The 15,116-nt window shown below is 63.3% G+C and carries 14 protein-coding genes; 13 read left to right on the top strand and 1 reads right to left on the bottom strand.

Annotated elements, in window-relative coordinates; translation table 11 throughout:
- Positions 1-56: 56 nt before the first annotated feature.
- Positions 57-2,795, bottom strand: a complete 2,739-nt coding sequence (locus KSS96_RS18970) for a beta-glucosidase (protein ID WP_135196119.1) — start codon at positions 2,793-2,795, stop codon at positions 57-59.
- Between the two features lie 488 nt (positions 2,796-3,283).
- Here KSS96_RS18970 and KSS96_RS18965 point away from each other — a divergent pair, with 488 nt between their 5' ends.
- The 13 genes from KSS96_RS18965 (at position 3,284) to KSS96_RS18905 (ending at position 14,578) form a co-directional block, all read left to right on the top strand.
- Complete coding sequence (locus tag KSS96_RS18965; RefSeq protein ID WP_017528227.1) at positions 3,284-3,511, top strand: hypothetical protein; 228 nt, start codon at positions 3,284-3,286, stop codon at positions 3,509-3,511.
- Positions 3,512-3,604: 93 nt separating this feature from the next.
- Positions 3,605-5,335 carry a type II secretion system ATPase GspE gene (gspE, locus tag KSS96_RS18960; RefSeq protein ID WP_017528228.1) on the top strand — a complete coding sequence of 577 codons (1,731 nt, stop codon included), beginning with the start codon at positions 3,605-3,607 and terminating at the stop codon, positions 5,333-5,335.
- On the top strand, positions 5,332-6,534 hold the full coding sequence (gspF, locus tag KSS96_RS18955) for a type II secretion system inner membrane protein GspF (RefSeq protein WP_017528229.1): 1,203 nt from the start codon (positions 5,332-5,334) through the stop codon (positions 6,532-6,534). Before gspE ends, gspF begins: the two co-directional genes overlap by 4 nt.
- A 20-nt stretch (positions 6,535-6,554) precedes the next feature.
- The gene (gene gspG / locus KSS96_RS18950; protein WP_217855208.1) at positions 6,555-6,980 is read left to right on the top strand and encodes a type II secretion system major pseudopilin GspG; all 426 of its coding nucleotides are present in this window, start codon (positions 6,555-6,557) and stop codon (positions 6,978-6,980) included.
- 9 nt (positions 6,981-6,989) lie between these two features.
- Positions 6,990-7,421: a GspH/FimT family pseudopilin gene (locus KSS96_RS18945; protein ID WP_017528231.1), complete on the top strand. Its 432-nt coding sequence runs from the start codon at positions 6,990-6,992 to the stop codon at positions 7,419-7,421.
- Positions 7,418-7,780 carry a prepilin-type N-terminal cleavage/methylation domain-containing protein gene (locus KSS96_RS18940; RefSeq protein WP_017528232.1) on the top strand — a complete coding sequence of 121 codons (363 nt, stop codon included), beginning with the start codon at positions 7,418-7,420 and terminating at the stop codon, positions 7,778-7,780. Before KSS96_RS18945 ends, KSS96_RS18940 begins: the two co-directional genes overlap by 4 nt.
- Positions 7,777-8,406, top strand: coding sequence for a prepilin-type N-terminal cleavage/methylation domain-containing protein (locus KSS96_RS18935; protein ID WP_017528233.1), 630 nt, complete (start codon positions 7,777-7,779; stop codon positions 8,404-8,406). Before KSS96_RS18940 ends, KSS96_RS18935 begins: the two co-directional genes overlap by 4 nt.
- A complete protein-coding gene (locus KSS96_RS18930; RefSeq protein ID WP_065877615.1) occupies positions 8,403-9,128 on the top strand; it encodes a general secretion pathway protein GspK in 726 nt (241 codons plus the stop codon). The genes KSS96_RS18935 and KSS96_RS18930 overlap by 4 nt, the downstream gene beginning before the upstream one ends.
- Complete coding sequence (locus KSS96_RS18925; RefSeq protein ID WP_026067287.1) at positions 9,125-10,168, top strand: PilN domain-containing protein; 1,044 nt, start codon at positions 9,125-9,127, stop codon at positions 10,166-10,168. Before KSS96_RS18930 ends, KSS96_RS18925 begins: the two co-directional genes overlap by 4 nt.
- Complete coding sequence (gene gspM, locus KSS96_RS18920) at positions 10,143-10,754, top strand: type II secretion system protein GspM (RefSeq protein WP_217855206.1); 612 nt, start codon at positions 10,143-10,145, stop codon at positions 10,752-10,754. The genes KSS96_RS18925 and gspM overlap by 26 nt, the downstream gene beginning before the upstream one ends.
- Complete coding sequence (locus KSS96_RS18915) at positions 10,751-11,275, top strand: type II secretion system protein, XpsN-like (RefSeq protein ID WP_065877613.1); 525 nt, start codon at positions 10,751-10,753, stop codon at positions 11,273-11,275. The genes gspM and KSS96_RS18915 overlap by 4 nt, the downstream gene beginning before the upstream one ends.
- The gene (gene gspD, locus KSS96_RS18910; RefSeq protein ID WP_065877611.1) at positions 11,272-13,491 is read left to right on the top strand and encodes a type II secretion system secretin GspD; all 2,220 of its coding nucleotides are present in this window, start codon (positions 11,272-11,274) and stop codon (positions 13,489-13,491) included. Before KSS96_RS18915 ends, gspD begins: the two co-directional genes overlap by 4 nt.
- Positions 13,492-14,314: 823 nt before the next feature.
- Entirely contained in the window at positions 14,315-14,578 is a 264-nt protein-coding gene (locus KSS96_RS18905; RefSeq protein WP_017528238.1) for a DUF6124 family protein, read from the top strand.
- Positions 14,579-15,116: the final 538 nt, after the last annotated feature.

Genomic DNA, 15,116 nt, shown 5'->3' with positions numbered 1-15,116 from the left:
TGACTGATCCACCCTCATCGGAAGCAAACCCCCTCCCACCCTAGACCGCGCCAGCATCAGTTACCGGCAGCGCTGCCTTGGCTGCTGTCGTAACCATCACCGTCACCGGTGCCGCTGTCACTTTCATCCTGATGCAGTACGCCGCCGGTCTTGACCGTGGACTCACGCAGGGTCGAATTGAGGGCCGAGCGCGGCAATGGGTTGCTGGTGGTGGTCGAGAGTTCCTGGCGGAACGGGTTGACCAGCCTGGCGTTCAGGCGAATGTCCTGGGACGAGGCGCCCACCGACAGAGTGAAGCTGTCGGCGTCCACCACCCATTGCTTGCGCTTGACGTCGTAGTAGGCCAGTGAGCGATCGTTGAGCTCGATCGTCACGCGCTTGCTCTCGCCAGGTTTCAGGAACACCTTCTTGTAGCCTTTGAGTTCCTTGAGCGCGCGCTCGACTTTCGGCGCGTTCTGGCCCACGTACAGCTCGGCGACTTCGGCGCCCGCCACCTTGCCGGTGTTGGTCAGGTCGAACGACACCTTGATCGGCGCGCCCGCCACCGCGACCCCTGGGGTCACACTGATGTTGCTGTAGCCGAAGGTGGTGTACGACAGGCCGTAGCCGAACGGGTAGAGCGGTTTGATGCCTTTTTTCTCGTAACCGCGATAGCCCAGGAACAGGTCGTTCTTGTAGCTCATCGTGGCCAGGGTTTCCTGATTGTCGAATGTCGGGAAGGTCGCGTAGGTCGGGTTGTCTTCGATGTTGCGCTCAATGCTGATCGGCAACTTGGCCGATGGGTTGACCTTGCCCAGCAGGATCTCCGCCAACGCCTGGCCGCCGTTCTGCCCTGGGTAGAACGCATGCAGCGCGGCCGGCACCTGATCGATCCAGTCGCTCATCTTCAGCCCGGTGCCGCCGTGCAGGGTGACGATGGTGTGGGGGTTGACCCTGGCGATGCTCTGGATCAATTGGCCCTGGAATTCCGGCAGGTCGAATCCGTGGTCGAAGCCTTCACCTTCGTACTCATTGCTGTTGCCTGCGGCCACCAGCACGGCGTCGTACTTGGCCAGGTCCTGTGGCGCAACCAGCGACGCCCAGCTCATCTGCACGCCCACCAGGCCGCCCATGGTCGAGAGGTAGCCGTTGCGGCGCGAATAGTCCAGCTTGATATCGACCGGTTGGCCGGCTTGCAGATTGACCTTGGCGAACACCGGGATGGTCGGCGGAATGCTGTTGTTGGGCAGTGGTTTGCCGTCGCCGTTGTCGAGGACTTTCTGGCCGTTGACGTAGAGGCGCACGGCACCGTCGGCGCGTACCTTGAACACCTGCTCGCCGCTGACGGTCGGGGTGATTTGGCCGCTGTAGCGGATCGAGGTGGCGGCGGTGTCACCGTTCACCGGCAGGCTATCGGTGGACCAGTCCAGGTCGACATGGTTGTCGGTGCGGCTGGCGGCCGGGTCACCGGACCAGTTGCTGTTGCTGAAGAACTCAGTCTTCAAGCCTTTGACACGGTTGCCATTGCTGTCGGCATGGGTCCAGCTGGAGCTGGCCGGGTCCAGGGACAACCCGTCGATAAACTCGACCTTGGCCCCCGGCGCCAATTGCCGCAGGCCGCTCAGCTCGCTGATGTAATTGGCCGCCATCACGTTCGCGCTGCCGAAACCGGTCGGTGGGGCGTACTTGGCCAGGTTGCCGACCACCGCGATGGTCTTGACCTGCTTGGCGTCCAGCGGTAACAGGTTGTTCTGGTTCTTCAGCAGCACAATGCCTTCGCGCGCCGCGTTCAGGGCCACGCGGTTGCTGGTGGCGCTGTTCATGTTGTGGCGGGTCAGCGGCGCCTTGCTGTCGAACGCGTACAGGTAGATCTGCTTGAGGATGCGGCGCACCTTGTCATCGAGAGTCGCGCTGCTCAGCTCGCCGCTGTCCAGGTACGGCTTGAGCACCGTGCTGTTCATCTGGTAGCCCATCATGTCCAGGTCGGTGCCGGCCTGCGCCGCCGGCAAGCCGTTGACCACTGCGTTGTAGTCGCTCTGTACGAAGCCTGGGTAACCCCACTCGGTCTTCAGGATGTCGTGGATCAGGTGCGCGTTTTCGCAGGCGAACTCGCCATTCACCTTCTGGAAGGCGCACATCATCATGGCGACTTTGCTGTTCTTCGAGGCGGACTCGAACGATGGCAGGGTCATCTCGCGCAGCACCCGCTCGCTGATGCTTTCATCGAGGTGGAAGCGGTTGCTTTCCTGGTCGTTGGCCGCGTAGTGCTTGGCGTTGGCCCACACCCCGCGCGACTGGATGCCATTGATCACCGCCGGCCCCAGGCTGGCGCCGAGAAACGGGTCTTCACCGGACAAGTACTCGAACGCACGGCCGCTGTACGGCATGCGGTACAGGTTCATGCCGGGGCCGGTGACGAACTGATACCCGCCGCTGGCGGTGTCATAGCCCAGGGCGCGACCCAGGTCAATGGCGCGGCGCGGGTTCCAACTGGCCGCCAGGTTCGGGCCCGACGGATACACCACGCCCTGGTCGTTGCCTTCGCTGGTGTAGCGCACGCCGACGCCGCCATCGGCGCCGTGGATCTGCGGGATGCCGTACCGGCTCAGCGGCTTGACGTCCCAACCGCCGGTGCCGCCGATGTAGGCGAGTTTTTCTTCCATCGTCATCTTCGCCAGGGTGTTATCCGCGGCTTTTTCCGCACGGTTCACCCGGCCTTCATCCAGCGCAGGGCTGGTGGCTGCCTGCACGTGGGACACGGCCAGGGCCAGCAGGGCGAATGCCGACTGTGCACCGATCATCTTGCGTTTACTCATGGGGTTCTCCGACAACTCTTCGTTGAGAAATGCGACGTCACGCGTCACTTTTTCGTGGGCAATAGTTCACCTTGATCGCAATGTTTAACCGATGGCTAATTGCAATTACTTGGCGGATTTTTCAGTTATAAAAGTTTAATAATTGTATTGATTGTTCTTGTGGGTAATGTCTTGGCGATATCACGAGATGGCAGTTTGAACCGCTAAAGCGGCATAATTAGGGCAATTATTGCGACAGTAAGTCAAATGAAAGCTAATTTTTGCGCGAAATAAGAAATATTTCATTACGATTTTGAACTTAGTCTAAACCTACCAGTCGATTGGTTTAAGAAATTAAAGGGCGGCATGTCAAAATAGTGGCTCCGTCCGGTAGTTCTAAAAGGCCATGTTTTATACAAGCTGTCATACACAACGCTTTGGTGTAGGGTCTTGAACGCATTCAGGGCGCTACTTGAGCGGTCCGTTGTTTTTTTGTCTGGAGAATGTTCATGAAGATGTCCCTGTTGGGTGCCGGTTTTGTGCTGGGCGTTGCATTGAGTAGCGCGGCCATGGCGGCTGAAGCCACCGACGCTGACGCCAAGTCCGGCGCCACCGATTCCACCGTGCTGACCCAGGCCCAGGATGCCAAGGCCGCGAAAAAACAGAAGGCTGAAACCACCAAGGGTGGGCGGCCGTTGACTGGCAGCAGCGAGGCCGCGCCGAAGACCTCCAACTAACGGGGAAAACGCGATCAAAAAGTGGGAGGGAGCAAGCCCCCTCCCACAGGGTTTTCCACCGTCCTTAGAACATAGCCCCTCAGACAGTCACCCATGCCCAGCTCCTCAACCCCCATCGATGCCTGCCAACTGCACATCCCGCACACCGAACAGGTCTGCGCGTGGCTGATGCGACACGCCGGCTTGAAAACCGTTGACCTGGAGCGCGCCCGGCGCTTGTCCCAGGAGTCTGGCGACAGCCAATTGCTCGGCCTGTTGACGCGCCTGGGGCTGGTCTCCGAAGTGGAGCTGGCTCGCGCCTGGGCCGATCTGCTCGGCGCGCCGCTGTTGTTGGCGGAAGCCGCGCCGCCCTTGCTGGACCCATTGCCGGCCTTGACCGAGCGTTTCATGCGCCACTATCAAGTGGTGCCGGTGGGCTGGAGCCACGGTGGCCTGCGCGTGCTGGCGGCCAACCCTGCGCTGGTCTATCCGTTCCAGGCCATGGCCTATGCCTGCGGCGTGCCGGTGTGGCTGGCGGTGGGGCCGCGCAACGAAGTCGAAACCCTGATCGAGCGTTACTACGGCCAGGGCCGTTCGGCCATGGGCACCCTGATCGAAAACCTCGACGAGCAGGGCGGTGCGCTGGAAGACATCGAACACCTCAAGGACATGGCCTCCGAAGCGCCGGTGATCCGCCTGGTCAACCTGATCCTGCAGCGCGCCGTGGAACATCGTGCCTCGGACATTCATATCGAACCCTTCGAAAACCAGCTCAAGGTGCGCTACCGCATCGACGGCGTGCTGCACGAGGCCGAGGCGCCGCCATCCAGTTCGTCGGCGGCGGTGATTTCACGGGTAAAGATCATGGCGCGCCTGGACATCGCCGAGCGGCGCCTGCCCCAGGACGGGCGCATCATGCTGCGCATCCAGGGCAAGGAGCTGGACTTGCGCGTGTCCACGGTACCGACCAGTTTTGGCGAATCGGTGGTGATGCGCCTGCTTGACCGCCAAACCGTGCAGTTCGATTTCCAGAGCCTGGGTTTCGATGGCCGGCGCCTCGAAACCTTCCTTGAAGTGCTCGAACGCCCCCACGGCATCCTGCTGGTCACCGGCCCCACCGGCTCGGGCAAGACCACCACGCTGTACACCGCGCTGTCGCGCCTCAACACCGCCGAGCGCAAGATCATCACCGTCGAAGACCCGGTGGAATACCAGCTCGAAGGCATCAACCAGATCCAGGTCAAGCCGGCCATCGGCCTGGACTTTGCCGGGGCGCTGCGTTCCATCGTGCGCCAGGACCCGGACGTGATCATGATCGGTGAAATCCGCGACCTGGAAACCTGCCGCATCGCTATCCAGTCTTCCTTGACCGGGCACCTGGTGCTCTCGACCCTGCACACCAACAGCGCGGCGGCGAGTATCACGCGCCTGCTGGACATGGGCGTGGAAAGCTACCTGATCGCCTCGACAGTCAACGGTATCCTCGCCCAGCGCCTGGTGCGACGCCTCGACCCGGCCACCCGAGAGGCCTTTGAAGCACCGCCGCCATTGATCGCCGAACACGGCCTGGATCGCTTTACCGACCAGCGCCCGATCCTGCTCTACCGCCCCCGCGCGGATGCGCCGGGCGGCGGCTATCACGGGCGCAGTGCGATCACCGAATTGCTGGTGATGAATGACGAACTGCGTAGCCTGCTGATGCGCCAGGCCGACGCCGCCACCCTCGAACAGGCCGCGCGTCGCGGTGGCCTGCGCACCTTGCATGAAGAGGGCCTGCGCCAGGCGGTGGCCGGCGTTACCTCGCTCGAAGAAGTGCTGCGCGTCACCCGTGGTGAGGGCGCATGAGTCTGTTCAAGTACCGCGCCCTCGACAGCCAGGGCCAGCCGCAAAACGGCACCCTGGAGGCCAAGGACCAGGACGCCGCCGTCGCCGCGCTGCACAAGCGCGGGTTGTTGTTACTGCACATCGATGCGGCCGGCGCCCAAGGGCTGCGCAAGGCGTTTGGGCGAGGCCAATTGACCGGCGCGGCGCTGGTCAGCTTCACCCAGCAACTGGCGACCCTGCTGGGGGCCGGCCAACCGCTGGAACGCTCCCTCGGCATCCTGCTCAAACAGCCCGGCCCGCCGCAGACCCGTGCGTTGATCGAGCGTATCCGCGAACAGGTCAAGGCGGGCCAGCCCTTGTCCAAGGCTCTGGAAGAAGAGGGCAGCCAGTTCTCGCCGCTGTACCAGAGCATGGTGCGTGCCGGTGAGGCCGGCGGCGCGCTGGAAAACACGCTGCGCCAACTCAGCGACTACCTGGAACGCAGCCAGTTGCTCCGAGGCGAAGTGATCAACGCTTTGATCTACCCGGCGTTCCTGGTCGTGGGCGTGCTCGGCTCGCTGGCGCTGTTGCTGGCGTATGTGGTGCCGCAGTTCGTGCCGATCTTCAAGGACCTGGGGGTGCCGATCCCGCTGATCACCGAAGTGATCCTGGGGCTCGGCCAGTTCCTCGGCGCTTATGGCCTGGCGGTGTTGGCCGGGTTGATCGTGACCGTCTGGAGCCTCGCCGCGCGGCTGCGTGATCCCCAGCGGCGTGAACGCCATGATCGACGTGTGCTGGGCCTTCGCGTGATCGGCCCGCTGTTGCAACGGGTCGAAGCCGCGCGGTTGGCGCGCACCCTGGGCACCTTGCTCAGCAACGGCGTGGCCCTGCTGCAGGCGTTGGTCATCGCGAGACAGGTTTGCACCAACCGCGCCCTGCAAGCGCAAGTCGCGCAGGCCGCCGAAGCGGTCAAGGGCGGCGGCACCCTGGCCGCCGCCTTCGGCAGCGAGCCATTGCTGCCGGACCTGGCCCTGCAAATGATTGAAGTCGGCGAACAGGCCGGTGAACTGGACAGCATGCTGCTCAAAGTCGCCGAGGTGTTCGACGTCGAAGCCAAGCGCGGCATCGACCGCCTGCTCGCCGCGCTGGTGCCGTCCCTGACCGTGGTCATGGCGGTGCTGGTGGCGGTGATCATGCTGGCGATCATGCTGCCGCTGATGAGCCTGACCAGCAATATATGAATCCTCAAGGAAGCAAACCGATGCGTCAGACCCGATTCAAACCCGCCCGCCGCCAGGGCGGTTTTACCCTGTTGGAAATGCTCGTGGTGATCGTACTGCTGGGCATCGTCGCGACCATCGTGGTACGCCAGGTCGGCGGCAATGTGGACAAGGGCAAGTACGGCGCGGGCAAGGCGCAACTGGCCAGCCTGAGCATGAAGATCGAAAGCTACGGGCTGGACGTCGGCTCGCCGCCCAAGACCCTGCAACAGTTGGTCGACAAGCCCGGCAACAGCGCCGGCTGGGCCGGGCCATACGCCAAGCCGTCGGACCTCAAGGACCCGTTCGGTCATGCCTTCGGTTATCGCTTCCCCGGTGAGCACGGCGCGTTCGACCTGATTTTCTACGGCCAGGACGGCCAACCCGGTGGCGAAGGCTACAGCGCCGACCTGGGCAACTGGGAATAAGCCGCCCCCATGGCCAACGCTCAACGCGGCTTTACCCTGCTGGAAATGCTGGTGGTGATCGTGCTGATCAGCATCGCGGCCGGGTTGGTCGGCTTTGGCTTGCAACAAGGCCTGCGCGCCGCCAAGGAGCGCCAGGCCGTCGGGCAGATCGTCGAGGCGCTGCGCAGCACGCGGGCGCGGGCAATTGTGAGTGGTACCCCCCAAAGCACCGTCTTCGATTTACAGCAATTGAGTTTTCAAGCATCCGGGCGCCCGAAAAAACACTGGCCGGCCGACCTGCAAGTGACCCTGCACACCGCCGAACAAGCCGGTTCGGCGGTGGCGTTTTATGCCGATGGCAGCTCCACCGGCGGCAACCTGCTGTTGGCCAATGGCAGCCGGCGTTGGCGCATCGATATTGGCTGGCTCACCGGCAGCGTTCAGTCCAGGGCGTTGCCATGAAGCGCCAGCGCGGGTTCACCTTGCTGGAAATGCTCGCCGCGCTGACGCTGATGGCGATCTGTAGCACCGTGCTGCTGGTCGCGTTCGGCCAGAGCGCGCGCTCGCTGTTGCAGGTTGCCCACAGCGACCGCCTTACCCACGCCGCCGTGAGCGTGATGGATGAGCAGGGGAGTGGGCCCCTCGCCAACGGCACTCATGAGGGCGAGATGGACGGCATCGGCTGGCAGCTGCGTATTGCCCGGCAACCGAGTCGTGTCGGCCAGCCCCACCTGTATCGCCTGGACCTGACGGTGCGCGAAGGCCCGCGTCAGGCCACGTTCAGCACCCTGAAGCTGCGCACTGCCGGGAACGCTCCGTGAAGCGGCGCCAGCAGGGTTTTACCTTGCTCGAAATCATGCTCGTGCTGAGCCTGCTCGGGGTGTTGCTGACCCTGGTCGGCGGCGCGTTGCTCGGTGCCAATCGCGCGGTGCTAAAGGCCCAGCGCTACACGGTCAGCCTGGATGAAATGCGCGCCGCCCAGCAGTTCTTGCGCACCGCCATCAGCGAGTCGTTGCCGTTGGACGTGACCGAGGACGACAGCCAGGTCGATGGTTTTTTCGCCGGTGGCCCGCAGCGCATGCAATTTGTCGCGACCTTGCCCGGCGTGCTTGGCGGCGGCATCCAGCGCTTCACCTTGCAGTTGACCGGCCCCGAGGCATCGCGCGATTTACAGGTGGCGTTCGCGCAGTTTGAGTCCAAGGCGCAGGTCAGCGTGCCGGCCTCGCGCAGCGAACCGCAGGTGTTGCTCAAGGGCGTTGAGGGTTTGCACTTCAGCTATCGCGGCCTGTCGCCCAAGGGCCAGGCCACCGGTTGGATCAGTGAGTGGCCGTGGCCCAGGCGCCTGCCGTATGCGGTGCGCATCAGTGCGCACGTGAACGGGCCGGTGCCTTGGGTGACGCAAGTGATTGCCTTGCGCCTGAACCTGTCGAGCGGCTCCCCCGAATGATCAGGCATCAACGCGGTGTCGCGCTGTTGCTGGTGCTCTGGGTGCTGGCGTTGCTCAGCTTGTTGCTGGGCGGCCTCGCCGCTTGGGTGCAACTGGAAACACGCCAGGCGGCCTGGCATCGCCAGCATACCCAGGCGGTATTGGCGGCCGAGGCGGGCGTGGCGCTGGCGATGCAAGCCGTGGCCGACCCGTTGCAGCGCAAGCAGTGGATTGCCGATGGGCGTGACGTCCCGCTGGTGTTCGACGATGCGCAGTTGCACGTCAGTCTGTACAGCGAGCGTGGCAAGTTGTACCTCAACAGCGCCGAGGTGGCTGACTTTGCCCGTCTGGCCCTGGCGTGCGGTGCCACCCAGGCCCAGGCCAGGCAACTGGCCAGGGCGCTGCAAGTGCGGCGCAACCAGGGCCTGGCGCCGTTCCGGGTGGTGGAAGAAGTGCGGCAATTGCCCGGCATGACCCAAGCGCTGTACAGCGCCCTGGTGCCGCAAATCAGCCTGTGGAGCGGCCTCGACCGCCCCGACCCGGCCTTCGCCAGCCCGTTGATGCGCCACGCCCTCAACCTGCCGCATCAGAGTGCGGTGGGCGCCGACCCCGGCGAGGTGCTGGTGGTGATCAGCCGTGCACAACGCCCCGGTGGCTACCGCGCCGAAGTACAAGCCACGGTTTTATTGAGCCCCGCGCAAGGTAGCGCACAACCTTATCGAGTATTGCGTTGGCAAGAATAAATCAACACGTAACCGCGCGGCTGGAGGCGCTGGCCGCGCCGATTGCCCGGCGCTGGCGCGCCAGCCTGCTGCAACAGGGGTGGCGCTGGTGGCTCAAGGAACTGCGTGGCTGCCTGCCCGCGTGGCTGTCCTTGCACGACATCCCCGAGCACGTTTACCCGTGGCCGCTCACTGGCGCCGTGGCCAAACCCACCGGGCAGGCGCGCCAAGTGCTGTTACTGGCGCCTGATGCTGTGCTGGTGCAAACCCTGCAATTGCCACTGGCCGCCGCGCGCAACCTGTCGACGGTGGTCGGTTATGAACTGGACCGCTTCACCCCGTTCGAGGCCGCGCAGCTGTACTTCGTCGCGCGCCAGGAGCGCCGCACAGCCAGCCATTTGCAGGTGATGCTGGTGGCGATCCTGCGCGAGCGCCTGGACCGGGTCCTCAGTGACTGCGCCGCCCTCGGCCTGCAACCGCATGCCGTGGATGTGGCGGATGACACGGGCAGGCCCATGGGCATCGACTTGCTGCCGGCACCGTTGCGTCCACGCCAACGCCCGGCCGGCAAAGGCTTGCAACGCAGCCTGCCGTGGCTGTGCGGTGCCTTGCTGATTGCGGCCATGTTGCTGTGGCTCGACGACCGCCAGCGGGTGCTCGACGCCATGCAGCACAGCGTGCGCGAACAGAAAGCCGAGGTCGCCGAGGTCCAGGCGCTGCGCCAGCAACTGCTCAATACGCGGGGCGCCGCGCAGTACCTGATTCGCCGCAAAATGGCCCAGCCGCCGTTGGCCGCGTTGCTCAATGAACTGACCGCGTGCCTGCCGGCCGACACCTGGGTCGACCAGTTGGAAGTCAACGACGGCGCCCAGGTGTCTTTCTCCGGGCAAAGCGCCAAGGCCAGTGCGTTGATCACCCGTATCAAGAACTGCCACAGCCTGGAAAACGCCCAGTTCGAAGGGGTGATTCAACCCGATGCGCAAACCGGCAAGGATCAGTTCTCCTTGCGCGCCCACCTGCACCAGGAGGCCGCCGATGCGCCGACCACTGACACCCCGTGAGCGCCGTGGCGCGGCCTTGATCGGCCTGGCCGTGGTGCTCGGCGCCGCTTACTGGTTATTGATCGACAGTTGGTTCGCCGGCCCCTTGCGCGCCATGGGCGAGCAGGCCGAACAATTGCGTGAACAGCAACAGCGTTATGCCGGGGTACTGCGCCAGCGCGACAGCTTGCGCGAGCTGCTCGAACAGGCGCGGCAAGACCCGGCCAGCAGCACCAGTCTGTTGCCGGGCAATGACCCCAGCGCGGTCGCGGCCGACCTGATGCAACGCATCGTCGACCTGATCAACAGCCGCGCCGGTCTCGGTGGCGGTTGCAGCCTGACCCAGCGCATGCCGATCACCCCGGAGCAGGACGATGCCGAGCCTTATCGCCAGGTCAAAGTCAGCCTGACCCTCAACTGCGCCATCGAACCGCTGACCGCGATCCTGCATGAGCTGGAGTACCAGCGCCCGTTTCTGTTCGTCGATGAAATGAGCATCCGCCGTGGCCCGCACGCGCCCGCCACCGGAGGCGCCGGCAAACTGGTGGTGCACTTGCTGGTGCGCGGTTACCTGCAACCGGCCGGCGCGCGGCAGGTGGCCCGATGATCAACCCATTGCGCCCGATTGAGTGGGTTTTGCTCGGTCTGTCCGCCGCGTTGGGCGTGCTGATGCTGGGTATTTTGAGCAGCATCGGCGACGCGCCGCAGTGGCTGCCGGAGCCTGAGCCTGCCGCCCATGCCAATGCCGCGGCCAAGGTGCTGACCGCGCCGGATGCAAGCCTGGACAGCCTGGCCGGTACCTGGCAGGCGCCGCTGTTCAGCACCGACCGCAGCCCGGATCCTACGGTGGGCCAGGCGGCGGTCTCCAGCCTGTCGGGCCTGACCCTCACCGGCATCGTGCTGGACGGCGACCTGCGCGTGGCACTGCTCAAGCGCGCCGACGGCCCGCCGTTGAAAGTCCACCAGAACCAGACCCTGCCCAACGGTTGGCGCCTGGAACACCTGACCCCGCGCGACGCGCGCTTTGTGCTCGATGGCCGCAGTCAAACCCTGAGCCTGCGGGCCTTGCGTCTACCGCCGCCGTCGACGACGCCCCCGATTACCCTTCCTCACGAGTCCGCCCCTTGATCGATACCTACCCTGGCGCCTTGCGCACCACCGTGCTTTGCCTGGCAACCGCTATTTCCCTGGCGGGCTGCGGGACATTCCCCGACCACCTCGACCCGGACGAGGCCCTGTTGCACGAAGCGATGCAGGGTACCGGTGCGCAACGCCCGCCCGTGGATCCGGCCAGTGAACAAGCGCCGGTCAACAGCGGCCAGCCTGCGGCAAACCCTGCGGCCCAACGCCAGTTGATTCGCGGCAACCAGCAGTTCGTGCGTCAGCCCGCCGCGGCGTCGGCACTCAAGGAGGAGGGCGGTGGCGACATCCTGTTCAATTTTGCCGACCAGCCGATTGAAGCGGTGATCAACAGCGTGATGGGCGACCTGCTGCACGAGAACTACAGCATTGCCCAGGGCGTGAAGGGCAATGTGAGTTTTTCCACCTCCAAACCGGTGAACAAGCAGCAGGCGCTGTCGATCCTGGAAACCCTGTTGTCCTGGACCGACAACGCCATGATCAAGCAGGGCAATCGCTACGTGATCCTGCCGGCCAACCAGGCGGTGGCGGGCAAGCTGGTGCCGCAAATGCGCGTGTCGCAGCCCGCCAGCGGGTTGTCGGCGCGCCTGTTTCCACTGCGTTATATCTCCGCCACCGAGATGCAGAAGCTGCTCAAGCCGTTCGCCCGTGAAAATGCGTTTTTGCTGGTGGACCCGGCGCGCAACGTGCTGAGCCTGGCCGGTACGCCGGAGGAACTGGCCAACTATCAGGACACCATCGACACCTTCGATGTGGACTGGCTCAAAGGCATGTCCGTCGGCGTATTCGGCCTGCAACGCGCCTCCGTGGCCGAGCTGATGCCCGAGCTGCAAAAGATGTTCGGCCCCGACAGCGGCATGCCCCTGGCGGGCATGGTGCGGTTCCTGCCGATCGAGCGCACCAACTCGGTGGTGGCAATCTCGTCGCAGCCGCAGTACCTGAGCGAAGTCGGCGACTGGATCCACACTATCGACGAAGGCGGCGGCAACGAGCCGCAGATGTACGTGTACGACGTGCGCAACATGAAAGCCAGCGACCTGGCCAAGTACTTGCGGCAGATCTACGGCAGCGGCGCGATCAAGGACGACGCCCCGGCCAAGGTTGCCCCCGGTTTGCGCACCGCGACGCTGTCATCGCCCGGTACCAACAGCACCTCCGGCAACACCCCGGGTGGGCTGAGCAGTACGCTCAATAACCAACCCGCCGCCGATGACCAGGCGCCAGAAGCCGAGGCCGAAGAGACCGCCGAGCCAGAGGTTACCGACGGCGCTCCCGCCAAAAGCCTCGACGCCGGCACCCGCATCACCGCGCAAAAAAGCAGCAACCAACTGCTGGTGCGGACCCGCCCGGTGCAGTGGAAGGAGATCGAATCGGCGATCAAGCGCCTCGACAACCCACCGCTGCAAGTGCAGATCGAAACACGCATCCTCGAAGTCAAACTCACCGGTGAATTGGACTTGGGCGTGCAGTGGTACCTCGGGCGCCTGGCCGGCAATTCCACCAGCACCACCGTGGCCAATGCCGCCGGCAGCCAGGGCGCGCTGGGTGGTGGCGGGGCGGGGTTGGGCGCGGCGGATTCGTTGTTCTACTCCTTTGTCAGCTCCAACCTGCAAGTGGCGTTGCATGCGCTGGAAACCAACGGCCGCACCCAGGTGCTGTCGGCGCCGTCGCTGGTGGTGATGAACAACCAGCCGGCGCAGATCCAGGTGGGGGACAACATTCCCATCAGCCAGACCACGGTGAACACCGGCACCTCAGACACGACGTTGAGCAGCGTCGAGTATGTGCAGACCGGTGTGATCCTGGATGTGGTGCCGCGCATCAACCCGGGCGGGTTGGTGTACATGGATATCCAGCAGCAGGTCAGCGATGCCCAGGACCAGGCGAACGCCAACAGCGACACGCCGACTAATCCGCGTATTTCCACGCGGTCGGTGTCGACCCAGGTGGCGGTGCAGAGCGGGCAGACGGTATTGCTGGGGGGGTTGATCAAACAGGACAACGCCGACACGGTAAGTGCCGTGCCGTACCTGGGCAAGATTCCGGGGTTGCGGTGGCTGTTTGGGAGCACCAGTAAGTCCAAGGACCGTACCGAATTGATTGTGTTGATTACGCCTAGGGTCATCACCAGCGGCAGTCAGGCAAGGCAGGTGACGGATGATTATCGGCAGCAGATGCAGCTGTTGCGGCCGGAGAAAAACTGAAGGAATGCGGTTGGAAAGGGGGGCGGGAGGGCTTGCCCTGATGCCAGTCAGTTAAGCGATAGAGCGGGGGAACACTGTACCTGTGGCGAGGGAGCTTGCTCCCGTGACGGCCTGACAGCCGACCTGGATGTTGGATCAGATCGAGTACATATCCATTTCTGCGGTAACGGCCACTTAGGGTTACGCCCTTACGGCGTGTCACTTTTGGAAGAGCGCCAAAAGTAACCAAAAACGCTTCGCCCCAACACTCGGCACCTCGCTTAGGCTCGGTGTGCCCGAACACAGGCTTGAATCCGTGGCTAACCCGGCGTCCTGCCGGGTTACCCACGGATTCAAGCCTGCGTTCGGCCAGCGTGTTTGACGGGGCGCCTGAGATCAAGATCAAAAGCCAGAGCCAGAGCCAGAGCCAGAGCCAGAGCCAGAGCCAGAGCCAGAGCCAGAGCCACGGCAACAGCAACAGCGCGGGAGCGGGAGCAAGAGCAAGCAGATCGCAGCCACCTATGAAACGGAGTTCCGCAGGTGCGAGTCTCGGATCTTTCCGACAAAGCTTTCAGGTTGTCGCTCGGAACTGCGCTGACTAACCTCCTGGCCGTCGCTGCCAATTCAGCGACCGGATTTGACCGTCCGACTCGTAGTGCTTCTGTGCCAACATCGACTCAGGCGTTTTTTTTACGTCTGTTGTATCGTGTCGCGGCAGCTGTGCGCGGGATACCTTCGGGTATGCCGGTGTTCCTACGAGCCGGTCGGTCAACCCGCGTATAGCTGCCACCTTATTTCGTTTGACCGCGAATCGTGGCGGCTCCATTTTCGTAGGAGTTCCACCATGATCAAAGACAGCCCAAATCCTCCAAGCGCTTCAGACACCGATACCCGTTACGGGCTCTTCACCGTACGCGCCGATCTGGACACGGAAACCTTACTGGTCAATGCCTCCCAGGACTTGGCCTCTATCAGCAACATCGCCACCCATCTGGCCTTTGAAATCGACGGTGCCCAACGCAATGTCGCGCTGGGCATGTGTCGAATGCTTGAAGGCGTGCAACTGTTGGTGGACAGGGCATTGGATAAGTCCCACCCGGCTGTATGAGAGGTGGGAGCGACTGCTGCTTGGCGTTGATCCTGATGGTTGCCCGGGCGATCATCAGATGCAGCTGTTACGCCCGGCGAAATACTGAAGGAACGCGGTTAAAAATGTGAGAGGGGGCTTGCTCCCGATGAGGGAGTGTCAGTGATGCATCTATGACTGACCCACTGCCATTGGGAGCAAGCCCCCTCCCACACGTTGATCTGCACAGATCAGGTAGGCCTCCGTCTAAGCTAAAGGCCAATATCAAAATATATTATTTATATCAATAAAATAATAAAAGTAGAGAATATTAGCTTATACCAAAACAGCATTATATTTTCAAAACCCATTCCGTTATGTTTGATCGCAACAGCCTACCCCTGACCTCGGATGGTACCCAGCGTAATCAAGATTCTGCGTGCCATAACGGGGTGATCATCCCCGCAGCAGAATCGTTGGAAGGGAGCTCAACGTATGTTGCCGATTCAACCCCCACGCCACACCTAGCGCCAAATCGCCGCAACCCCCCTCACAAAACCCGAGCACCGCACACGACCGC

It is taken from the genome of Pseudomonas asgharzadehiana (assembly GCF_019139815.1).
Classification (GTDB): Bacteria; Pseudomonadota; Gammaproteobacteria; order Pseudomonadales; family Pseudomonadaceae; genus Aquipseudomonas; species Aquipseudomonas asgharzadehiana.
This window is presented reverse-complemented; position numbering and strand designations above follow the sequence as displayed.

Coding starts and splice junctions, on each gene's coding strand:
- KSS96_RS18970 (WP_135196119.1), bottom strand. CDS start 2,795: ATGAGTAAACGCAAGATGATCGGTGCACAGTCGGCATTCGCCCTGCTG.
- KSS96_RS18965 (WP_017528227.1), top strand. CDS start 3,284: ATGAAGATGTCCCTGTTGGGTGCCGGTTTTGTGCTGGGCGTTGCATTG.
- gspE (WP_017528228.1), top strand. CDS start 3,605: ATGCCCAGCTCCTCAACCCCCATCGATGCCTGCCAACTGCACATCCCG.
- gspF (WP_017528229.1), top strand. CDS start 5,332: ATGAGTCTGTTCAAGTACCGCGCCCTCGACAGCCAGGGCCAGCCGCAA.
- gspG (WP_217855208.1), top strand. CDS start 6,555: ATGCGTCAGACCCGATTCAAACCCGCCCGCCGCCAGGGCGGTTTTACC.
- KSS96_RS18945 (WP_017528231.1), top strand. CDS start 6,990: ATGGCCAACGCTCAACGCGGCTTTACCCTGCTGGAAATGCTGGTGGTG.
- KSS96_RS18940 (WP_017528232.1), top strand. CDS start 7,418: ATGAAGCGCCAGCGCGGGTTCACCTTGCTGGAAATGCTCGCCGCGCTG.
- KSS96_RS18930 (WP_065877615.1), top strand. CDS start 8,403: ATGATCAGGCATCAACGCGGTGTCGCGCTGTTGCTGGTGCTCTGGGTG.
- gspM (WP_217855206.1), top strand. CDS start 10,143: ATGCGCCGACCACTGACACCCCGTGAGCGCCGTGGCGCGGCCTTGATC.
- KSS96_RS18915 (WP_065877613.1), top strand. CDS start 10,751: ATGATCAACCCATTGCGCCCGATTGAGTGGGTTTTGCTCGGTCTGTCC.
- KSS96_RS18905 (WP_017528238.1), top strand. CDS start 14,315: ATGATCAAAGACAGCCCAAATCCTCCAAGCGCTTCAGACACCGATACC.